General features: G+C 41.5%; 12 protein-coding genes. 6 read left to right on the top strand and 6 right to left on the bottom strand.

The features are described from left to right. Window positions 1-176: 176 nt before the first annotated feature. Window positions 177-2642 (bottom strand): translocation and assembly module lipoprotein TamL, encoded by a 2466-nt coding sequence (gene tamL, locus AC1XUO_RS13310; RefSeq protein ID WP_483330306.1) that lies wholly within the window; start codon window positions 2640-2642, stop codon window positions 177-179. Here tamL and AC1XUO_RS13305 point away from each other — a divergent pair. Both AC1XUO_RS13305 and AC1XUO_RS13300 read left to right on the top strand, forming a co-directional pair. Then, window positions 2642-3397, top strand: coding sequence for a TrmH family RNA methyltransferase (locus AC1XUO_RS13305; RefSeq protein WP_483330305.1), 756 nt, complete (start codon window positions 2642-2644; stop codon window positions 3395-3397). The genes tamL and AC1XUO_RS13305 overlap by 1 nt on opposite strands. Window positions 3398-3569: 172 nt before the next feature. Further along, the gene (locus AC1XUO_RS13300; protein ID WP_483330304.1) at window positions 3570-4460 is read left to right on the top strand and encodes a hypothetical protein; all 891 of its coding nucleotides are present in this window, start codon (window positions 3570-3572) and stop codon (window positions 4458-4460) included. Between the two features lie 317 nt (window positions 4461-4777). On the opposite strand, the gene AC1XUO_RS13295 is transcribed toward AC1XUO_RS13300, so the two are convergent. From AC1XUO_RS13295 to AC1XUO_RS13285, 3 genes are all read right to left on the bottom strand, one after another. Further along, complete coding sequence (locus AC1XUO_RS13295) at window positions 4778-5398, bottom strand: endonuclease/exonuclease/phosphatase family protein (RefSeq protein WP_483330303.1); 621 nt, start codon at window positions 5396-5398, stop codon at window positions 4778-4780. Between the two features lie 169 nt (window positions 5399-5567). After that, window positions 5568-6362 carry a queuosine precursor transporter gene (locus AC1XUO_RS13290; RefSeq protein ID WP_483330302.1) on the bottom strand — a complete coding sequence of 265 codons (795 nt, stop codon included), beginning with the start codon at window positions 6360-6362 and terminating at the stop codon, window positions 5568-5570. Window positions 6363-6505: 143 nt separating this feature from the next. Then, a complete protein-coding gene (locus tag AC1XUO_RS13285; protein WP_483330301.1) occupies window positions 6506-7750 on the bottom strand; it encodes a pyridoxal phosphate-dependent aminotransferase in 1245 nt (414 codons plus the stop codon). A gap of 359 nt (window positions 7751-8109) precedes the next feature. Between AC1XUO_RS13285 and AC1XUO_RS13280 the strand changes: the two genes are divergently transcribed. Next, window positions 8110-8412, top strand: a complete 303-nt coding sequence (locus AC1XUO_RS13280) for a putative quinol monooxygenase (protein ID WP_483330300.1) — start codon at window positions 8110-8112, stop codon at window positions 8410-8412. Between the two features lie 395 nt (window positions 8413-8807). Here AC1XUO_RS13280 and AC1XUO_RS13275 read toward each other — a convergent pair whose 3' ends face one another. After that, window positions 8808-10247: a SusD/RagB family nutrient-binding outer membrane lipoprotein gene (locus AC1XUO_RS13275; protein WP_483330299.1), complete on the bottom strand. Its 1440-nt coding sequence runs from the start codon at window positions 10245-10247 to the stop codon at window positions 8808-8810. Between the two features lie 11 nt (window positions 10248-10258). Next, window positions 10259-13525, bottom strand: coding sequence for a SusC/RagA family TonB-linked outer membrane protein (locus AC1XUO_RS13270; RefSeq protein ID WP_483330298.1), 3267 nt, complete (start codon window positions 13523-13525; stop codon window positions 10259-10261). A gap of 552 nt (window positions 13526-14077) precedes the next feature. Between AC1XUO_RS13270 and AC1XUO_RS13265 the strand changes: the two genes are divergently transcribed. The 3 genes from AC1XUO_RS13265 to AC1XUO_RS13255 are packed head-to-tail and all read left to right on the top strand — an operon-like array spanning window position 14078 to window position 19436. Beyond that, window positions 14078-17278 (top strand): SusC/RagA family TonB-linked outer membrane protein, encoded by a 3201-nt coding sequence (locus AC1XUO_RS13265; protein ID WP_483330297.1) that lies wholly within the window; start codon window positions 14078-14080, stop codon window positions 17276-17278. 11 nt (window positions 17279-17289) lie between these two features. Then, on the top strand, window positions 17290-18777 hold the full coding sequence (locus tag AC1XUO_RS13260; RefSeq protein WP_483330296.1) for a SusD/RagB family nutrient-binding outer membrane lipoprotein: 1488 nt from the start codon (window positions 17290-17292) through the stop codon (window positions 18775-18777). A 23-nt stretch (window positions 18778-18800) separates the two neighbouring features. Continuing rightward, entirely contained in the window at window positions 18801-19436 is a 636-nt protein-coding gene (locus tag AC1XUO_RS13255; protein WP_483330295.1) for an immunoglobulin-like domain-containing protein, read from the top strand. The last annotated feature ends 6 nt before the right edge of the window (window positions 19437-19442 follow it).

Genomic DNA, 19442 nt, shown 5'->3' with positions numbered 1-19442 from the left:
TCGAATATGATGAGCTTTTGTTCCGGGAACGAACCGCAAAGCTACGAATAAAACGTGAAAAACTGACAAACTGGCAGTGAAGTTGCCTGTTAAGAATAGTTAAAGAAAGCAAAACCCAAAATATTTGAAACGCAAAAAGGAAGTCTTTCCTATTAAAATAATGACAAGACGCCGACTTAAAACGGATAACCTACGCCAAGATTGATGTTCAGGAAATTTTCCTGTCTCCTGTTAAAAAGTTTGCTGAATTGAAGTCTGTCGAGAACGAATTCCTGGAGGTTAGGATCGTATACCTTGGTTCCAAAGTCAAAACGCAGAATAAAAAATGAAAGGTCATAGCGGATACCGAAGCCAGTTCCAACAGCGATTTCTTTTGGGAAGGAATTTGCTTTGAGTTTCTGCGCATTGTTTTGAGCATTAAAGCTCCATACATTCCCCATGTCGATAAACAATGCATAATTGATATCGCCGAAAAATTTGGCCAAATGTCCGCGCCATTCCAGATTTCCTTCAAGCAAAAACTCTCCCGGAGCTTCAATAGACAAATTGGTATCAGTAACACGTGGCGCCGCAGAGCCTGGTCCCAGACGTCGGGGCAACCACGCTCTTAAACTATTTGAACCACCGGCGAAAAAGTATTTTTCATACGGAGGCACTTTATTATCTCCGTAACTGTAAATCGCTCCGGTGTTGATCCGCGCGATAAACGACGAACGGCGTCCGGTTGTCCAGTAGCGACGGAAGTCAATATTTCCCCTTAAATATTTATAGAATTGTAGCGTATCTCCGTCTCTTCCGAATACATTATTGATCCATTTTTCCTGTGCAGGTAGAATATTCAGGGTTGTGCCTCCAGATTCCAGAGACGCCCGAAAGTAATGTGCATTTTTCTGAGGACCGATGATCGAGTTCGTGTTATGAACGAATGTTAAATTGACATCTGAAACAAATGATCTGTTAAAACTGTATTTAAGATTATTGCCTTGAAGAAGCAGTTGATCCAGCAAAGCCCGAAAAGCGTCCTGTGTTTTAGTTGTGTTCAGAATATTCAGATCAATGAAGGATAACGTCCACAATGTTTTAACAGTCGGCTGCCACGAATAACTCATCGCCACCTTGACATTGGTACGGGTATACTCTGGGCGTTCTACATAATTATAACCCAAACCGATTTGCGTGCGGGGATTATACAATGCCGATTTATTTTGGAAACGACGGAATGGAATTAACAGACGCGGGAAGGTGAGGGAGGTGTTCAAACCAATTTCCTGGCTGCGATAAATCCCGTTATTCTCCACAAAACCCGGTACAAGTTCGATACCTCCGCGAAGATTGGCTTCGAAGTTTTCTAAACCGTTAAAGACATTTCTGATCTTGTATGATAAATTTGCAAACGGTCCTGGCGCACCCTGCAGCTGAATTACGTTCAATCCGACATCAGCTGAAACCTGGTATTTTTCAAGCGGAATTGCCTGATAATGCACTTTGATCTTATGCCCGGTTGAGTCAAAATTATAATTCACAAACCGGAACTGATCTGTCAGTGATAGTTGCCGCTGGGTATCTCTTTCGTTTTTCTGACTGTAAAGTTCACCCGGACGAACCCTTATTTTTGTATCCAGAATCCTTGGCGCAAACTTTTTATCTGCGAAGATATATTGAATGCCCTGAGAGTATATGGTGTCTTTTTTGAAAAGTGAATCGGGTAAACCAGCAGGTGGAAGTACTTCAAATTTTACGGATTGTATTGAATAAGGAACGGGGTTGACTTCTTTGCCGGGCAGATTAACACGGACGTTTACATCAATACTTTTAAACAAACTGTCTGTTTTTGGATTCGTTATGGTATCGTTGATCAAAAAAGACACATTCTGACGCGAAAAACCGAAATATCCCTGATCACGGAGCAGCGTTTCAATTCTTATCCTTTCCTCTTCAAAAGCGTCGCCGTCATATCTTTTTTTACTGATCAGCGTTGCTTCTTTCGTTGATGATTTTAATAAACTGTCGATCAGCTTGTTTTTTACCTGGTAATTGATTTCGTCCAGAACAGCCGGGCGTTTTTCATCAATCAGGTATTTTACTCTGATGCGTTTGAAAGTAGTATCGGATTTAAAGTTGACCGAATTCTGAAAAAAGCCGTTGTTGTAAAGATATTTCTGCATCTTTTCAGCATTTTTTACCACCTCATTCTGGTCATAATATACCGGCGCTTCTCCCAAAACGCGCATCCAGAAGTTTCCTTCATCGACACGTTTTTGCGCACGTGCAAGCTTTTTTGCATATCGTCGCTGAATCTTTTCTAATTGTCTGACATTATTTTCGTGTAAACGCGATTCTTTCTGATAATTTTGCGTCACCTCGATAACCTTTCGTTGCTTTTCATCCTTTTTGTAGAAAAGCTGGCCGAACTGATAGATACCAACTTTTGGAAATATCGGCAAACTGAGAAAACGGCTGTTCGGTCTTTGAGGAATCAGGGCGTCAAGGTCGTCATCGCTGACCACTTTGTTGCCTTTGAAAGTGGAATTACCCAGAAAATAATTGCCCGAGTCGGTGCTGCTCTTGCGGGCGCAACCTGTCACTCCCAGAAAAAAAAGGAAGAAATATCCGAAATATATAACCCTACACCTAATATTCAATGCTGTCTAAAAATCGTATAAAATATATTAATGCTCTGAAAATCAAGAAGTACAGACAACTTCATGAGGCGTTTATTGTTGAAGGTGCCAAAAGTGTTCTTGAATTGCTGGAATCAGAGTTTGTAACGGAATTTGTTTTAGCCACTCCGGAATTTCAGCAAAAATACTCAAGTATTTTGTCTGACCATAAAACGCTGATCGAAACTGTCACAGCCAAGGAACTCGAAGGTCTGGGATTGTTTCAAACAAATGATTCTTGTCTGGCCGTGGCAAAGACGAAAGATAACGTTTTTTTGAGCGCAGATATGCGTGAGTACGCATTGATTTTGGACGATATTCGTGATCCCGGAAATTTAGGGACCATTATCCGTATTGCCGACTGGTATGGTATCAAAAAAATAATCTGCTCGCCAGACACGACGGATGTATATAATCCAAAAGTGATCGCAGCAAGTAAAGGCTCATTCACACGCGTAAATTTATTCTATACCAATCTGCCTGAATATTTGGCTCAGCAAGCAAAAGGCAGAAATCTTCTTGGCGCATTTCTGGATGGATCTTCCATTTATGAACACGCCTTTTCAGCCGATGGTGGTTATGTTGTGATGGGCAACGAATCAAATGGCATTGGCGCTGAAGTGGAATCATTGATTACACACCGGATCACAATTCCGCGGGTAGGAGAGGCAGAGTCCTTGAATGTTGGAATTGCTACGGCGGTGATGCTGGATAATATGAGGCGGGTGGTGGGGTGATGATTTCTTTGTTTTGAAATAGGTTTCCTTTGTGTTTCCGGAATGTTTTTTACCGGTCGGATGGCGGAAAAAGCCATCCGACCGGGTCGCCCCGTCCGACGGTTTTTTCACCGTCGGACGGGTAAAGAAAAAGAGTAAGTACATTCAATTAGCTGCTAAAACTGGAAACTCATTGGGAAAGACAAAAAGTAAAAAAGAACAGAAGCCTCCTGGTAAATGCATTTTTTGCGGAGTTTTAGGTGTAACAAAGCAACATGTGTTTTCAAATATGCTACAAAAGTATATACCAAGAACTAAAAAGGGTAGTCTACACTATGTCGGAACTGACGGTTTCAAAAACGCGAAGGAGTTACATAAGCAAATTCCACACGAGGTTGATAAAGGAGATATGGGAGTTCGAACAATTCGCAATGTATGTTCGAAATGTAATAGTGAGTGGATAAATAGTATTGAGCAAAATTTAAAGACCCTATTAGGCCAGTTAATTCTTGGAGAAGCGAGAGAGATGCCGTTGGAGAAAATAGATTCACTGGTGAATTGGATTGTTATTACGACAATTATGGGTGAGTATACTCACCTTCCCGATCGAGCGATTCACAAAGATGAAAGAACAAAAATTAGGGTGGAGGGAAAGCCAAGTGAAAATTGGCTGATATGGATTGGAGAATATTCTGGAGAGGAAACTCAACTGTATCGACATGCGAAATTAATACCGTTAGAACCAGCAGATCTCAAAACTCCCGGGTTATCAGTGTTTGACCGTGTAAGTAATTGTCAATGCACTGTGATGATTCTTGGGGAACTCATTATTGTTGCAGCTACTGTTCCATACCTACCTGTGAAAGAAATTTTTGTTATGCAGATTAAGCAGTTTTCTGACCAATTAATACAATTACTGCCTAACACGACCAGACAGTTATCCCTGTTAGATCGCGTCTTTGGAAAAAAAGAGACCTTTCGTAAAGTGTGGCCAGCGAGTTTAGCGGTCAACGACTGTGATTTACTTGCGATATCGAACATCATGCCAGAAATTGGAAGATTTATGGAAAGGAAGACGAAATAATATTTTTTCAGTTATTTGATGACAATGAGATCGACGGGTTTTTAGTTGTTGTTTTTTACCGGTGGGATGGCAGAAAAAGCCATCCGACCGGGTCGCCCCATCCGACGGTTTTTTTTATATCTTTTTTACCGGTGGGATGGCGGAAAAAGCCATCCCACCGGGTAAGGAAAATGCTTTATTGAAAGTCTGTAAACATTTAAACTAGAACGTTGATTCGAATTAGTAATGATCATTAAATGTGACAATTACCGGCATGTGATCGCTTAACATCTTCCATGAATCATACTCGCCAATAACTACCGATTCCAGTCTGTTAATCAAATCTTCTGAAACGAAGCAATAATCGATATGGTAAGGCTTATTTCTGTTGCGATACATAAAAAGTGTGGGGTGCACTTCTGTTCCTTGCAATTGCCCATGATAAAAATGATAGGTACTGAATATTCCTTTTTTTTTAGGATTTCAACCAAGTTCTCATGATTTGTTACTCGGCCTTTTCTATCCCATATTTTGTTGCTGTTAAAATCGCCTATTAAAATAGTATTGTTTTTTAGAAGTAAGGCGTCATAATAATGAACTGCTTTCCAGACTTGCTCGATATATGCTCCGTCTCTATCAGCGGGGTTGTTTGCCCATATTGCAAACAGGTTGAAATTGGTTTCTCCTTTTGACACTGCGATTGGGATGATCATTTTTAATGCGTCGTTATGATCATCCAATAATTTAAGCCGGTAGCCATTGTAGGAAAATATCGTAAGACCTTTATTCAGATTTTTTCCAAACCATAAAATATCGGTTGGTTTCGGTAGGGGCTCCGAAAAAAGTAATTTGTCTGGATGCTCACATTCTGGGACTACTAAAATGTCTGGCTTTTGAGTCAAAATGTAGCTCGCTTTCTTTCTGAAAGCCATATTGCAATTCCAGGTAATAATCTTCATCGTTAGAGCGTCAATTCATCCCATACTTACTGATAATTGAACCTTGGATTAAACGGTGGCTTTTTACCGGTCGGATGGCAGAAAAAGCCATCCGACCGGGGTGCCCCGTCCGACGGTTTTTTTTACCGTCGGACGGGTAAAAAACCAGCAAATATTAATTAGTAAAACCCTACAAAACCTCCCCATCATGAGCCGCGTGATGCGCCAGCTGCCCGGCATATTCTTTCCCTAAATAACGGTCAATGAAATAATGCGCGACATATAATACTGGTGTAAGCAAAATCGCAATGGAACCTTTGTATAGGTAATTGATACTGCCGACAGAAAATATCTGCTTCATATCCCAGTTTCCAAAAACGTAAAAGGCGATAGTCAAAACGACGAAGCTGTCGACAAGCTGGGAAAACATGGTTGAACCGGTCGCTCTGAGCCAGATATATTTTCCTCCTGTTCTTCTGCGTAGCCAGGCAAAAACAGATACATCCAGAATCTGTCCTAAAAGAAAAGCCACAATCGAGCCGATCATGATTCCAAGCCCCTGATTAAAAATCCGGTAAAAAGCGTCGTTGATATTAAATGGATTTCCGTGACTGTCCGTATTGTTAACATCCAGCCAGAATTTTGCAGGTGGTAATTGTGTAGAAAAATAAATGGTGATGAAAGTATAAACGATAAATCCAGCTGTCAGGTAAGAAATTCTTTTAACACCTTTCTTTCCAAAATATTCATTGATAATATCGGACGTGATAAATACAACCGGCCAGTTGAGTACGCCGGCGGTCATGTTAAAATCCAGTTTTGAACCACCGATAGGCAGTTGTGCCGGTGGTAAGCCCAGCAATGCTTCAACTGAAAATATTTTCATCCCGACAATTTCAGCGATCAGTGCATTGGTAAGAAAGATGCCGCAAAGCAATAGAAAAAGCCGCTGCCGTTTTTGTTCTGCTAATAAAGGTTGTTCCATAGAAGGAGTGGTTGAGGAAAGCTGTTGGCTAAATTGAAATAAAAATTATTTTTGGACTAATTGAAATTAAAAACATCGGGCAAAAAATTAGCTATTAGCCTCAAAAAGCTAATAGCTAAAACCTAATTGCCAGGAGCTGACAATCAGGCAATAACATCTTCCACAGTACGCGTCGAAAGTACTTTTCGCGTTTCGAGGAAATATTCGATTTTATCCATCGCCTGATTTAATTCATCAATCGTCGGCAGGAACACAATCCGGAAATGGTCGTCGGTGATGTAGTTAAATCCGGTTCCGGCTACTACCAATACTTTTTGCTCACTTAACAAATCGTAAACAAAGGATTCATCATCTTTTAACCCGAATTTCTTCATATCGATTTTTGGAAAAACATATAACGAACCTTTCGGTTTCACGCAAGTTATTCCAGGAATCGAAGTCAGACGGTTATAAACGAGATTCATCTGTTTGTGCAGCCTGCCTGTCGGCGCGACCAGCTCGTTTATACTTTGGTATCCGCCCAGTGCAGTCTGGATTGCATATTGTGTCGGAACATTGGCACAAAGACGCATACTCGCCAAAAGCAATAAACCTTCAACATACGACTTCGCCTTTTGTTTTGCCCCGCTCAGAATCATCCATCCGCCTCTGAAACCTGCCGAACGGTAGTTTTTAGATAGTCCGCCATAAGAAACGCAAAGTGTTTCAGAAACCAATGTTCCCATCGGATGATGCACGGCTCCATCGTATAATATTTTGTCATAAATCTCATCTGCGAAAATGATCAAACCATGTTCTTCTGCCATCTTCGCGATGCTTTTCAATACATCTTTTTCATAAACGGCGCCGGTCGGATTATTCGGATTGATCAAAACAATTCCCTTGGTACGGGATGTTATTTTGCTTTCCATATCTTCCAGATCAGGATTCCAGTCTGATTCTTCATCACATACATAATGAACAGGCTTGCCACCGCTCAAAGCGATTGCTGCGGTCCAAAGCGGATAATCCGGAGATGGCACAAGGATTTCATCACCAGGGTTAAGCAACGCCTGCATCGATAAAAGGATCAGCTCGCTGACACCGTTTCCGATGAAAATGTCATTAATCTCAACATCCTGTATACCTATCGTTTGGGTGTAGTGCATGACGGCCTTACGCGCTGAAAATAAACCCCGGGAGTCAGCATAACCCTGCGCATTGCGGATATTCATGATGATATCGTGAACAATTTCATCCGGCGAATCGAAGCCAAACGGTGCAGGATTACCAATGTTAAGGTTATGAATTTTGAAGCCAAGGCTTTCTAATTCTAACGCTTTTTGGTAAGTAGCCCCACGAATTTCGTATTTGAGATTGTTGAGGCGCTGACTTTTTAAAAATTCCATGCGTTTAATAAGGTCATATTGTAATCCAAAGTTAAGAAAAATCAGCTTTTATCATCAATTCTTCTTTTGTTGATCAATGAGAATTGTTTTCCAGTCTAGCGGTATCCTTGGCGTAATAGAAATTTTACGGTGTTTTAAAGAAGAAGACAGCAATTTTAAAGAGCAAATTTCCCGTAGGTGACCTGGAAATATTTGTATATTGGTGTATTAATACCAGAAGATATTATACGACCAAGATCAATAAAAAAATAATGAAAGTGAAAAATTCAAGTAAATGCTTTCGGCAGATAGTGCTTGTAGCGAGTGGTATTTTGATGATATTGTCTACCAAACAAGCATTCAGTCAAACTAAAAACCAGATGGTAAGAATCGCCAAAATCATCGTTGATCCGGATCAATTGGAATCTTACAATAGATTGCTTAAAGAGGAGATCGAAGCGTCGGTCCGGCTTGAACCAGGGGTGCTGACATTATATGCGGTCTCTGAAAGAGCTAAGCCAAATCACATAATGATATTGGAAATTTATGAAGATTCGGCTGCGTATAAGTCGCATGTCCAAACCAGACAATTTCTGAAATACAAGGATGGCACAAAAGATATGGTCAAATCTCTTGAATTAGTTGATGCTGTTCCGCTTCTGCCTGGAATGAAAATCAAGTAATTAATCTTGCTGTGTTTCCAAAGTCTCAATTGCAGAGATTTCAGAGAATGAAATGGACCAAACAGCAATAGGTTTATGGAATTGCTGCTTCTGGATCAGAAATAATCGGACAGACTACGATAACGATATCATCACTTGTTGTTCCAACCTCGTGACGTCAACCTTTGCCAGGATACCATCCAGAAAATTTAAAAATAAGATACTGAGACAAAATCCTGTTGTTGCATTACCAATCGGTTTGCTCGGGATCAGAGTTAAAATACAATTTTGGTAAGAGGTAATCAAAGTAAAATTTTTAAACGAAACCATAGCCGAAATACTGTTAATTTAGAAAAAAAAATCGGGCAAACATTTGTTTGCCCGATTTCAGAATTCAGCAAGAAATCTTACTGTTATTAGAATTTATCCCACCAAAGTTTAGTAGAAGCAAGGTCACCACCGATTGCGGTAGCTGCTGCCTCACGGCTTTCCGGGTTTAATGTTTGCTCGTTGATTGGGTAAATAATTCTCACCGGAATTGCAAGTCCGGCAGGGGCGTTTCCACCTGTTGGAGGAGACAATTTCGGTGCGTCCAATCTTCTCCACTCAACCCATGCTTCGTAACCACGGTTATAAAGTGCGAACCATTTCTGCGTTCCGATTTTTGTTTTGTAATCCCCAGGGGCAGTTGCATAAGCAACTCCTGGCTGAGCAATATAGGCAGCTGCTTCTGCGGCTGTTCCACCCCAATAAGTAATTGATGCCGTGATCGCTTTTTCATAGTGTTCGGCAGCAGTTCCTGTTGTGATAAACTGTCTTTCAACAGCCTCTGCCAAAAAGAATTCAACTTCTGAATAATCCATAAACAGACCTTCCAATGTTGGTTCGATAATTTTCGTTCCTACTTTTGAAAAGTTAGCATAAGTATTCAAGAAACCATAATTGCCACCTACGTAGTTTCCATTAACAGTCGTGAAGAAAGAAGATCTTCTTGGATCGTTCAATTGATTCATCGGCGTAATAAAAGTAGAAGCTCCAACATAATCCTGACGCGTTGAATACAGAATATTCAAGTTTTGTGCGATCGGATTGTAGTTAGGTGGGGATGCAATATACGGAAACGCTGCCTTGTCTGCGTTCGATGTGAAAACGTTAGGAGCTGCTGCTGCAACCAAAGTTTTAGCTTTGGCGGCATCGCTGTCCGCAATTGTCATTGCCATTTTCAATTTCAGGGAGTTACCAAACTTAACCCATGCCGCCATGTTTCCTTTGTAAAGCAAATCGCCAGCCGTAAATCCAGCCGCAGCTGTTGAAATTGTAGGAAGCGCTGCGTCAAGACGTGCTAAAAGATCATCATAGATCGTTTTTGCGTCGTCATATTTAGGAAGCGGGTTTGAAGCATCAAGTGCTTCCGAATATGGAACATCTCCGAAAGTATTAACAAGGATTGACCATGCGTAAATTTCCATGATCTCGATCTGAGCCAATTGGTTGCTTTTTACAGCAGCAGCAAGATCCGTATTTTCGTTTACGATTCTTTTTGACTCTTCCAGATCCGCTAGCGCGTCTCTGTAAATGAATGTCCACATAGATTGCGGAATCGTTCTTGCAGTCAGATTGTAACGAGGCTCATCCAGATAGGTAGTTGTAGACCATTGCTGAACGTACAAACGGAAGTTGTTTGTGTTCACACTTGGCGTTGTGATTACGTCGGCCAAACCTTTCAACGAGTTAGTGAACAACGTTACGGCCGGAACCGCAGATGCTCTTTTCTCGTCAATATTGTATTCTTCAAGGCTGTCAACGCAGGCCGTCAGAAGCAAAATGGGTAAAAATAGAATAATTAACTTTTTCATATTTCGAATTTCTAGAAACGCAATTTAACATTGAACCCGTAACTCTTCACAGCAGGATAAGAACCTGTCTGATATCCACCAGCACCAGCGCCGATACTAGAACCTAAACTTTCCTCAGGGTCAGAAAACTCTGAATTTTTGTGGATGATCCACAAGTTTCTACCAATAAGCGATACGTCAACTGATTTAAAAGCTTTAAGTCTTGAAACTACCGACTGAGGCAGACCAAATGTCAAAGCCAATTCTCTCAATTTAACGTAACTCGCGTCATAAATATACATGGCACGAGGAGGGTTAGCCGGATATCCATAAGCAGTAGAACCACCGCCATCAACGTTTCCAGCTCTTACAGTGTTTGGTGTTCCGTCAGCCTGAACACCTGGGAATAATACACCACCACTAGTAGCATCATTTGTAACAGGATCTCTTTTTGGATTTCCAAGGTCATTCAAACCAGCTGTAACAGGATACATACCAGTTCCTTCACCATACCACTGATCAAGTGACCAGAAGTCTCCGCCATGACGTACGTCAATCAGGAAGTTAAGCGCAAGGCTTTTGTATCTAAGTGTGTTGGCAAAACCACCAATCCAGTCTGGGTTTGGATCACCGATAACCTCAGCAGAACCAGGAGTTGCCTGATACATACCATTCGCTTTCACGATTTTCTGACCGTTTTCGTGGTAAACGAAATTAGTACCACGGATAACACCAAAGGGTAGACCAGTAACTTTTCCTGTTTCAGGATCTTTCTTGAAGCCTGCATTTAGAGAAACACCACCTTGCAATGTAGCAATCGCGTAGTTTTGAACATCACCATATAAGCTTAATACTTTGTTACGGTTACGGGCAAAGTTTACGTTTACTTTCCATGAAAAATCCTGTGTTCTGATTGGCTCAACAAAAGCGGAGATTTCAAGACCTTTATTTTCAACTTCACCAGCATTCACATACTGGAATGAATACCCGGTTGAAAGACTGGTTGAAACAGGTAGGATCTGATCAATCGTGCTACTGCGGTACCAGGTAATGTCAGCACCTAAACGATCATCAAGGAACGCAGTTTCAAGACCAAATTCAAGGTTTCTCGTTCTTTCGGATTTTAAATTTGCATTGTTCTTAGTATTTGGAAGAGAGAAATATGGAATTGAACCAAGACCTGTTGGCTTGTCATATACATTTCCAACACTTCCCCATGGCGCATCGTTTCCAACTTCTGCATAGTTGGCGCTAAATTTACCTCTTGTTAACCAGTTTGCTTTAAGAGCAGGTAATTCTGAAAATACAAAGTTTGCCCCAACAGATGGATAAAAATAGGTATTATTCTCTTTTGGTAAAGTCGTTGATTTGTCCTGTCTTCCACTTAATTCAAGGTTGATGAGGTCCTTGTAACCAAACGACGCCTGAGCAAAAAGACCATCCACTCCGATTCTGCGCAGGAATTCGGTTGGTGCCTCTATCGGATTAACGGAATTGCTCAAAGAATACAAATTCGGAACAACCAATCCGCCGTTTGTGGTTGCGCGGATAGATGTTTCCTTAGATCTACGCATATTACTACCTAGTAATCCAACGAAAGTAATATTCTTTGTTATGTTTGTATGGAAATTCAGAAACAGGTCGAGGTTTGTCTCATTGAACAATCTGTTAAACCTTGCATACTGTGTAACAGCTTGACTACCAGTTGCAACTCTTTCTTCTTGGAAATCACTAGTACCGTTGTATGCAAAACGTCCTGTAAAGTCAACCCAAGGAGCAATCTTGTAGACAGCGCTTGCATAACCGAAGAAGTTATCTCTTGTATCAGTTGAGACGTTCTTATATCTTGTCCAATATGGATTGTCAGAGTAGATAGGGTAATTAGTGTCAATGGTGCCTGTATGGTTTGCCCAGTTCCAAGTCACGTTTTTCTCATCTCTGAAATAGGCTTCTTTCTGCTCAAGGATATCCACGTTAGTCTGGAACCATTGTCTGAACTGCTGGTTAGGGTTTTTTCCGCTGTAACCAGTTCCATAACGACCCAGACCTTTAACTTGAGAGAAGTTAACATCTCCTGAAATTGTTAGCTTTTTGTTTAGATCAAAAGATCCTGAAAAGTTGAAAAGGTTTTTATCCAGTTTACTGTTAGGTAAAACACCCTTTTCGTCATTTCTTGTGTAACCTATTTTGAAAGTGGAATTGTCACCGCCACCAGTAATATTAATACTCTGATTAGAAGTTACACCCGTTTCGTAGAATTTATCAGGACCATTGGCAGCAGCTACCCATGGACGCATTTTTTGGAAATTAGGTGAAGCCGGGTCAAAAGTATCCCACTGGTAAACCATTAGGGTAGGATCGAATTTAGGACCGAAAGAAGCATCCGCGTCAAAAGCAGCAATTGGACCTACACCAGATCCGAGGTCGCCTTGGTAGAAATCCTCGGCACCACCGTATCCTGCGCCATACTCTTTCTGATATCGAACATAAGTGCTTTTGTCAATTTTACCCCAGGTAACGCCTGAGTTAACTGTAACGTCAAAGCTGTTTTTCTTACCCTTTTTAGTTGTGATCAAAATAACACCATTTGCAGCACGAGAACCATAAAGGGCAGTTGCCGCCGCACCTTTCAGTACGTTTACAGATGCCACGTTATCAGGGTTGATGTCAGAAGCCGCATTACCATAATCTGCTCCTGTACCTCCTCTGGCCTGATCAGCTGTATTGTTGTTTGCATTACTTACCGGAACACCGTCAATTACATACAGCGCCTGGTTGTTTCCAGTGATAGATTTGTAACCTCTGATTACTGTACTTGTTGAACCACCCATGTTGTTGGTAGCAGTAATTGCCAAACCGGCAACTTTACCTGACAACGCGTTCATAAGGTTGGTACTACGAGTCTGTGTGATCTGTTCTGCACTTACCTGCTGCGCAGCATATACCAGCTCGTTTCTTTTTCTTTCCTGGCCCAAGGCAGTTACAACAACTTCCTGTAACTGGCTTACGTCATTTTTAAGAGAGACATTCACTGTTGATTGGCTTCCTAATACAACTTCCTGAGTTTGGAAACCGATAAAACTGTAAACCAGTGTTGCGCCTCCGTCTGCCGAGATCGTGTAGTCTCCCTGGCTGTTTGTGGTAGTACCACGGGTTGTGCCCTTTACTGCAATGTTAACACCCGGCAAGATGGATCCGTCATCAGCTGTTACGCGGCCTGTCACGGAACGCTCCTGGGCATAAACCTGGCCAGTCAATAGCATCAAGCATCCCAGTAAGGATAATAGAGTCTTAATCATACGTTAAAATTAAGTTAGGTTGTATTAAGAAAATTTAATGTTGCAAAAGTAATTATTGTTTTAACCATTACAAGGTATTTTGTGCATTTATCGAAATAAAGTTTGGTAGTATGTTTCATATCAGTAAAGATTATTATAAAAATCATTTGCAATCCCAAATTATTTATAGTCGAACAGAATAGTCAGTCTTTTTTATTTTTTAATTTTTTTCACCTGTTTCTTAACCGTAATTTAATATGATTACCGGCACGGTTTACATTGTACGTGATCTAATAAATTATCCAATTTGTTAAAATCTGTACAGTGATCTTGGGCAAACGTTGCCATTTTCTCTTTCAATTGAGATAAATGATTAAACTTATATAATCTACGTTTATGGTATTAATTTCCTGTGAATTTGGTCTATTGGCGGTAGATTAATACTTCAAAAATGCCGTTTTAGCCAAATTTTCTTCTGCTTTTGGATATATTATTTTTAGAATAAAAAAAATTTGTATTTTTTTTATAATTTTGATTCTAGTTGTCTAATTAAATTAAACTTTAAATCATTTTATGAGAAAGTTTTTACTATCATTTCTGGGAAGCTTGCTGCTTTTGAGTATGCAGGTGTATGCCCAGAATCGTGAAGTGACCGGTACCGTTACGGCGGATGACGGTTCAACATTACCTGGTGTTAATATTTCCATCAAGGGAACAACCAGAGGCGTTACCACCAGCCTGGATGGGAAATATTCAATCGAGGCTGCTCAGGGAGCGACGCTTGTTTATTCGTTTGTAGGTTATGTTAGCCAAAATATTGTTCTGGGTTCACAGACCAATATTGACGTGAAGCTCATTTCCGATTCCCAGCAGCTTGGAGAAGTGGTTGTGACTGCACTTGGTATTTCGAGAGAAAGAAAATCTATCGGTTACAGTACGGCAACGGTTTCGAATCTTTCGATAACGGAAGGTAGAAACACCAGTGCGCTGGATGCATTGAATGCCCGCGTTCCTGGACTGTCTGTATCCACGGCATCAGGTGCACCGGGTGCTTCAACGGTTTTAAACATTCGTGGGTTTAACTCGGTGACGGGTAATAACCAGCCTTTGTATGTTGTGGATGGTGTTCCGATGAATAACCGCGGAAATACTTCTTCATCCAATGCAGCAAACGGCAACGATGACTTCAACAGGTCAATGGACTTTGGGAACCAGATGAATGATATCAACCCGAATGAAATTGAAAGTATCACAGTGTTGAAAGGTATTTCTGCCTCTGCGTTGTATGGTAGCCGTGCAGCAAACGGGGCAATCCTGATTACAACGAAAAAAGGAAAATCAGGTCAGACTACGGTTGACTTTTCCAGTTCATTTGCCCAGTCCCAGGTTTTGCGTGTTCCGCATTTGCAAAATACATACGGACAAGGATGGAGCGGTTTGTTTGACCCGATTGAAAATGGTTCATGGGGTCCGAAAATGGATGGTCAGACCCGCCTTTGGGGGAATGTTGTTGACAATTCACAATTGCTAAAACCATTTTCTGTTCAAAAGGATAACTTGAAAGACTTTCTGGATCGTGGGTACGAATGGAACAGCAGTTTAGCCGTTGCCGGTGGTACGGATGCTGCAAATTATCGTATCTCGTATTCTTATGCAGATGCAGACGGTGTGATCCCAACCAATGCTGACTCATACCAAAGACATACGGTTGGTGTGAATGGTGGTCTGAAACTTAAAAAATTCTCTGCCAATGCGAACATGAACTATGTTCATAAAGACCAGAAGGCCGTGGCAACAGGTCAGGGAAATGATGCTGGTGCGGGGAAAGTACTTTGGCAGGAAATAATCCAGATCCCGAGAGATCATTCGATTGTGGATTCAAAAGGTTATAACGATCCGGGCAATCCTTTCAATAAGTTTTATAATCTTGATAATTATTTTACTCCTTATGCGCAAAATCCATACTGGACATTGTACAACCAGGGTAATGATTACGCCGAGGACCGTATTTTTGGTAACCTGGAATTCAAATATGACATTCTTAAAAACCTGAATATACTTTGGAGAGTGGGTGGTGACTATTCTGATGCGTTCCAAAAAGACTGGGGTAATGTTGGTAAAATTACGCCGGGTTCTCCAAACAGCAGTGCCAATGACGTATTTGGTAGCGTTTCCCAGCTTGCCAGAGGAAACCGTCAGTTCAACAGCGATCTGCTTTTGAATTTTAACAGTAACCTTGGAAGTCGTATCGATGTTCAGGCATTTATCGGTCACAACATTAACCAGCGTACGGCATTTACACAATACGCCAGTGTGACAAATCTTGATTTGCCAGGTTTTTATAACCTGAAAAACAGTTCTGTTACACCAACAACGTTCACAACAGAAAGCACACGCAGATTGGTTGGCCTTTATGGAACGGCAACGTTCGGTTTTGACAATTGGTTATACCTGACAGTTGGCGCAAGAAATGACTGGACGAGTACATTGCCAAAAGGAAAGAATTCATACTTCTATCCAAGCGCAAGTATCAGTGCAGTACTATCGGACGTATTCAAAATGCCAGCTCAAATTCCATTTGTTAAAGTTCGTTTTGCGGCGGCTTCTGCTGGTAACGATGCGGATCCTTATCAGATTCTTCCGGTTTATGCCTCCGGTAGTGTGGGTACAGGTGGCTTTGGAACAATCGATTTTCCATTCGGTGGTATCAATGCATACGAAGTAGCAAACAATCCGGGTAACCTTGACTTGAAGCCGGAAATATCTAATGAATACGAAGCTGGCGTAGAACTTGGTTTCTTCGGAAGACGTGTTGGCATTGAGGCGAGTTATTATGATAAGGTTACAAAAAACCAGATTATTAACTTAAACCTTGAACCAGCAACGGGTTACCAAAACCAGACTGTCAACTTAGGTCAGGTTAGAAATAAAGGTATTGAGGCGATGTTAACACTTGTTCCTGTTCGTACGGATAAGGTAGAGTGGGGGGTAACATTCAACTACAATAAAATTAACAACAAGGTAGAAGCACTGGGTCTTTCAGACAGTACGAACATTTTGTTGAATAATAGTTACGATGTGAAATTGAGAGCTGTTGTAGGGAAACCGCTTGGTGCCATTTATTCTCCTGATGTTTTGCGTGACGAAGCAACGGGGGCAACCATTGTAAATCCTGAAACAGGCTTGCCTCTTGTTGATCCGAATGAACATTACAGAGGATCGATCAATCCTGACTTTACAATGGGTATCGGTACCTATGTTACATACAAAGGATTCAGATTAAGCGCAAATGCGGATTATCGGAAAGGTGGTGTGTTCTATTCTTACACTGCGCGTTTGAATTACTTCAATGGTAACGCTTATGAATCACAGTACAATGACAGAGAGCCATTCATAATTCCCGGATCTGTGGTACAAGCGTCTGACGGAAGTCTAGTAGAAAACACTACGCCGATTTCAAGATCTGACATGGCAACTTATTATGGTGTAAACAATGCTTACCAATACAACCATGTATTGCCTAAAACTTTCTTCAAACTGAGAAATGTAGCGCTGAACTATACTGTACCTAAAAGCTTCCTGGCAAAAATGCCAATCCGCGTGGCTTCTCTTGGGATATTCGGTCGTAACCTGGTGATGTGGACGCCTAAGAAAAACCATTACGTGGATCCTGAGGCAAATACATTCGGAACAGACCTTAAAAACCTTTATGGTGAATTTGCTGCCGGTCCGTCAACAGCCAGCTACGGTGTTCAGTTAAACTTATCATTCTAATTAGATCCAAAATGAAAAGTATATTAAAAAACAGTTTATTACTTCTCGGTGCGCTTTCGCTCGGTTCCTGCGAGAACTGGCTGGATGTGAATGAGGACCCGAATAACCCAACCAATGTTGCCCCTCAATATGTATTGCCAGTTGCTCAGGCATCGGTCATGGCGGTTACGGGTGGAAGTTTTGCGATTATTGGCGGTATGTGGTCCCAGCACTGGACGCAGGCAAACGTAAGTACGCAGTACAAAACGATCGATTCCTATGATTTGCAGCCAGCGGATTATAACAATGCCTGGACGGAAATGTATGCCGGCGGTTTGAATGACTTTGAAGATGTAAAACTTAAAGCAGCAGCAGCGGGGAACAATAATATGGTTCTTCAGGCTGTGGCAGGACAAACGTATGGCTACCAAATGCTGGCCGACTGGTTTGATAAAATTCCTTTGAGTGAAGCGTTACAGATCGAAGTGACCAAAACACCAAAATATGATGATGGTCCTGCGGTTTATGCAGAACTTATTAAAAGACTGGATGCTGCTCTGGTACTTGATTTTAATAACGGAACTTCAACGCAGGTTTCTTCAGATCTGGTTTTTGGTAAATTGAGCGGAGCGGAGCAGATTGCTCAGTGGAAACGTTTTGCCAACACGCTAAAATTAAAAATGTACCTGCGCCAGACAAGCAGTCCGAATTCAGCTGCTGCTCTGGCTGCAATTAAAGCGATGTTAGCTGCCAATACAGAATTTCTGACAACGGCTGCTTCGGTAACATCATTTGTAGATGAACCAAGCCGTAGTAACCCGCTTTATGAAAGTAATGTACGTCAGCTGAACACCGGGACGAATCTTCGTTTAAGTAAAACTTTGCAGTCGTATCTGGAAGCAAACAATGATCAGGCTCGATTGAATGCTTATTTTACTCCCGGAAGCTCCGGACAATTTGGACTTGCGCAGGGAAATTATGATGTAAGTACTACCGTTGTCGGTCCTAATGTCCCAAGTGTTACGAAGTTGTCTGCCACAGATCCTTTCTTCTTTTTCAGTCTTGATGAAGTTGATTTCATGCTTGCCGAAGCGCATTTGCGTTCAGGTAACGATGCACAGGCAAAAGCTTTTTATGATAAAGGAGTTGCTGATGCTTATGCAAAGTTCAACGTAACTTTTGATGCTTCTAAAATCGCTGCCGGCGGCGTTTATGCTTTCCCGACAACCGGTACAACCGAGGCAAAATTGAAAGCAATTATGATTCAGAAGTGGGTTGCGATGTACAAACAAGGTTATGAATCGTTCTGGGATCAGGCGCGTACAGGATATCCTGAGATTTCGCCAGTTGCTACAACAGACGAAGGTTATGTACCAGGACAATGGACTTATGCGATCAATGGTGTTACAGGAAAAGTATTCCCGAAAAGAATACTTTATACGGCTGCCTCACGTGATGTGAATCCGGGAAACACGCCGGCACCGGCAAAAGTTACTGACAAAATCTGGTGGATGAAGTAACCATTTTAATTCTAAAAACGATCATGATAAAAGGTATAAAATATATAGCCATAACAGTCCTTTCCGGCTTGTTATTCGCTTGCGAACCAGAGAAGGTTACCGAAGGGATTTCAGATATTACATTTTTCCCTATCATCACCCTGAAAGGCGATCAGTGGGCCGAAGTGCCGGTTGGTACAAAATATACGGATCCCGGCGTGGAGTCGAAGGAAAACGGTGAGGTAATCACTACGAAAATTACAGGAACTGTCGACGAAACGAAAGCAGGTGTATATGTAATTCAGTATGATGCTGTAAATAAGGACGGCTTTGCGTCAACAGAATACCGCTATGTCGGCGTTATCGATCCGGCTGTTGCAGGCACTGACATTTCCGGGGCATACAGAAGAAATGCCGGAGAGAATGGTATTTCAAATGTGTCGAAAATTTCCGGTAATCTTTATTATACTGATAATATTGGTGGTGTCGCTACGACCAATTCAGGCCTGGGGGTTTATTTTTATCACTATGCCAAAGGAAAATTGGGCGTTCCTTTTCAATTAACGCCCGGTAATTCCTTCTCGGCAACGAATGGAACTATCGTTGAAGGCACTCAGTATAGCTGGGTGGTCATCAACCCAGGTTACGGTACTGCCGTTCGTACATTTATTAAACAGTAACTAAGA

This window comes from Dyadobacter sp. HNCC25DJ186 (genome assembly GCF_056895235.1).
The sequence above is the reverse complement of the archived record's forward strand: the minus strand, read 5'-3'. Positions and strand labels throughout refer to the sequence as shown.

Coding starts and splice junctions, on each gene's coding strand:
- AC1XUO_RS13295 (WP_483330303.1), bottom strand. CDS start 5,398: ATGAAGATTATTACCTGGAATTGCAATATGGCTTTCAGAAAGAAAGCG.
- AC1XUO_RS13265 (WP_483330297.1), top strand. CDS start 14,078: ATGAGAAAGTTTTTACTATCATTTCTGGGAAGCTTGCTGCTTTTGAGT.
- AC1XUO_RS13275 (WP_483330299.1), bottom strand. CDS start 10,247: ATGAAAAAGTTAATTATTCTATTTTTACCCATTTTGCTTCTGACGGCC.
- AC1XUO_RS13290 (WP_483330302.1), bottom strand. CDS start 6,362: ATGGAACAACCTTTATTAGCAGAACAAAAACGGCAGCGGCTTTTTCTA.
- AC1XUO_RS13305 (WP_483330305.1), top strand. CDS start 2,642: ATGCTGTCTAAAAATCGTATAAAATATATTAATGCTCTGAAAATCAAG.
- AC1XUO_RS13280 (WP_483330300.1), top strand. CDS start 8,110: ATGGTAAGAATCGCCAAAATCATCGTTGATCCGGATCAATTGGAATCT.
- AC1XUO_RS13255 (WP_483330295.1), top strand. CDS start 18,801: ATGATAAAAGGTATAAAATATATAGCCATAACAGTCCTTTCCGGCTTG.
- AC1XUO_RS13285 (WP_483330301.1), bottom strand. CDS start 7,750: ATGGAATTTTTAAAAAGTCAGCGCCTCAACAATCTCAAATACGAAATT.
- AC1XUO_RS13270 (WP_483330298.1), bottom strand. CDS start 13,525: ATGATTAAGACTCTATTATCCTTACTGGGATGCTTGATGCTATTGACT.
- AC1XUO_RS13260 (WP_483330296.1), top strand. CDS start 17,290: ATGAAAAGTATATTAAAAAACAGTTTATTACTTCTCGGTGCGCTTTCG.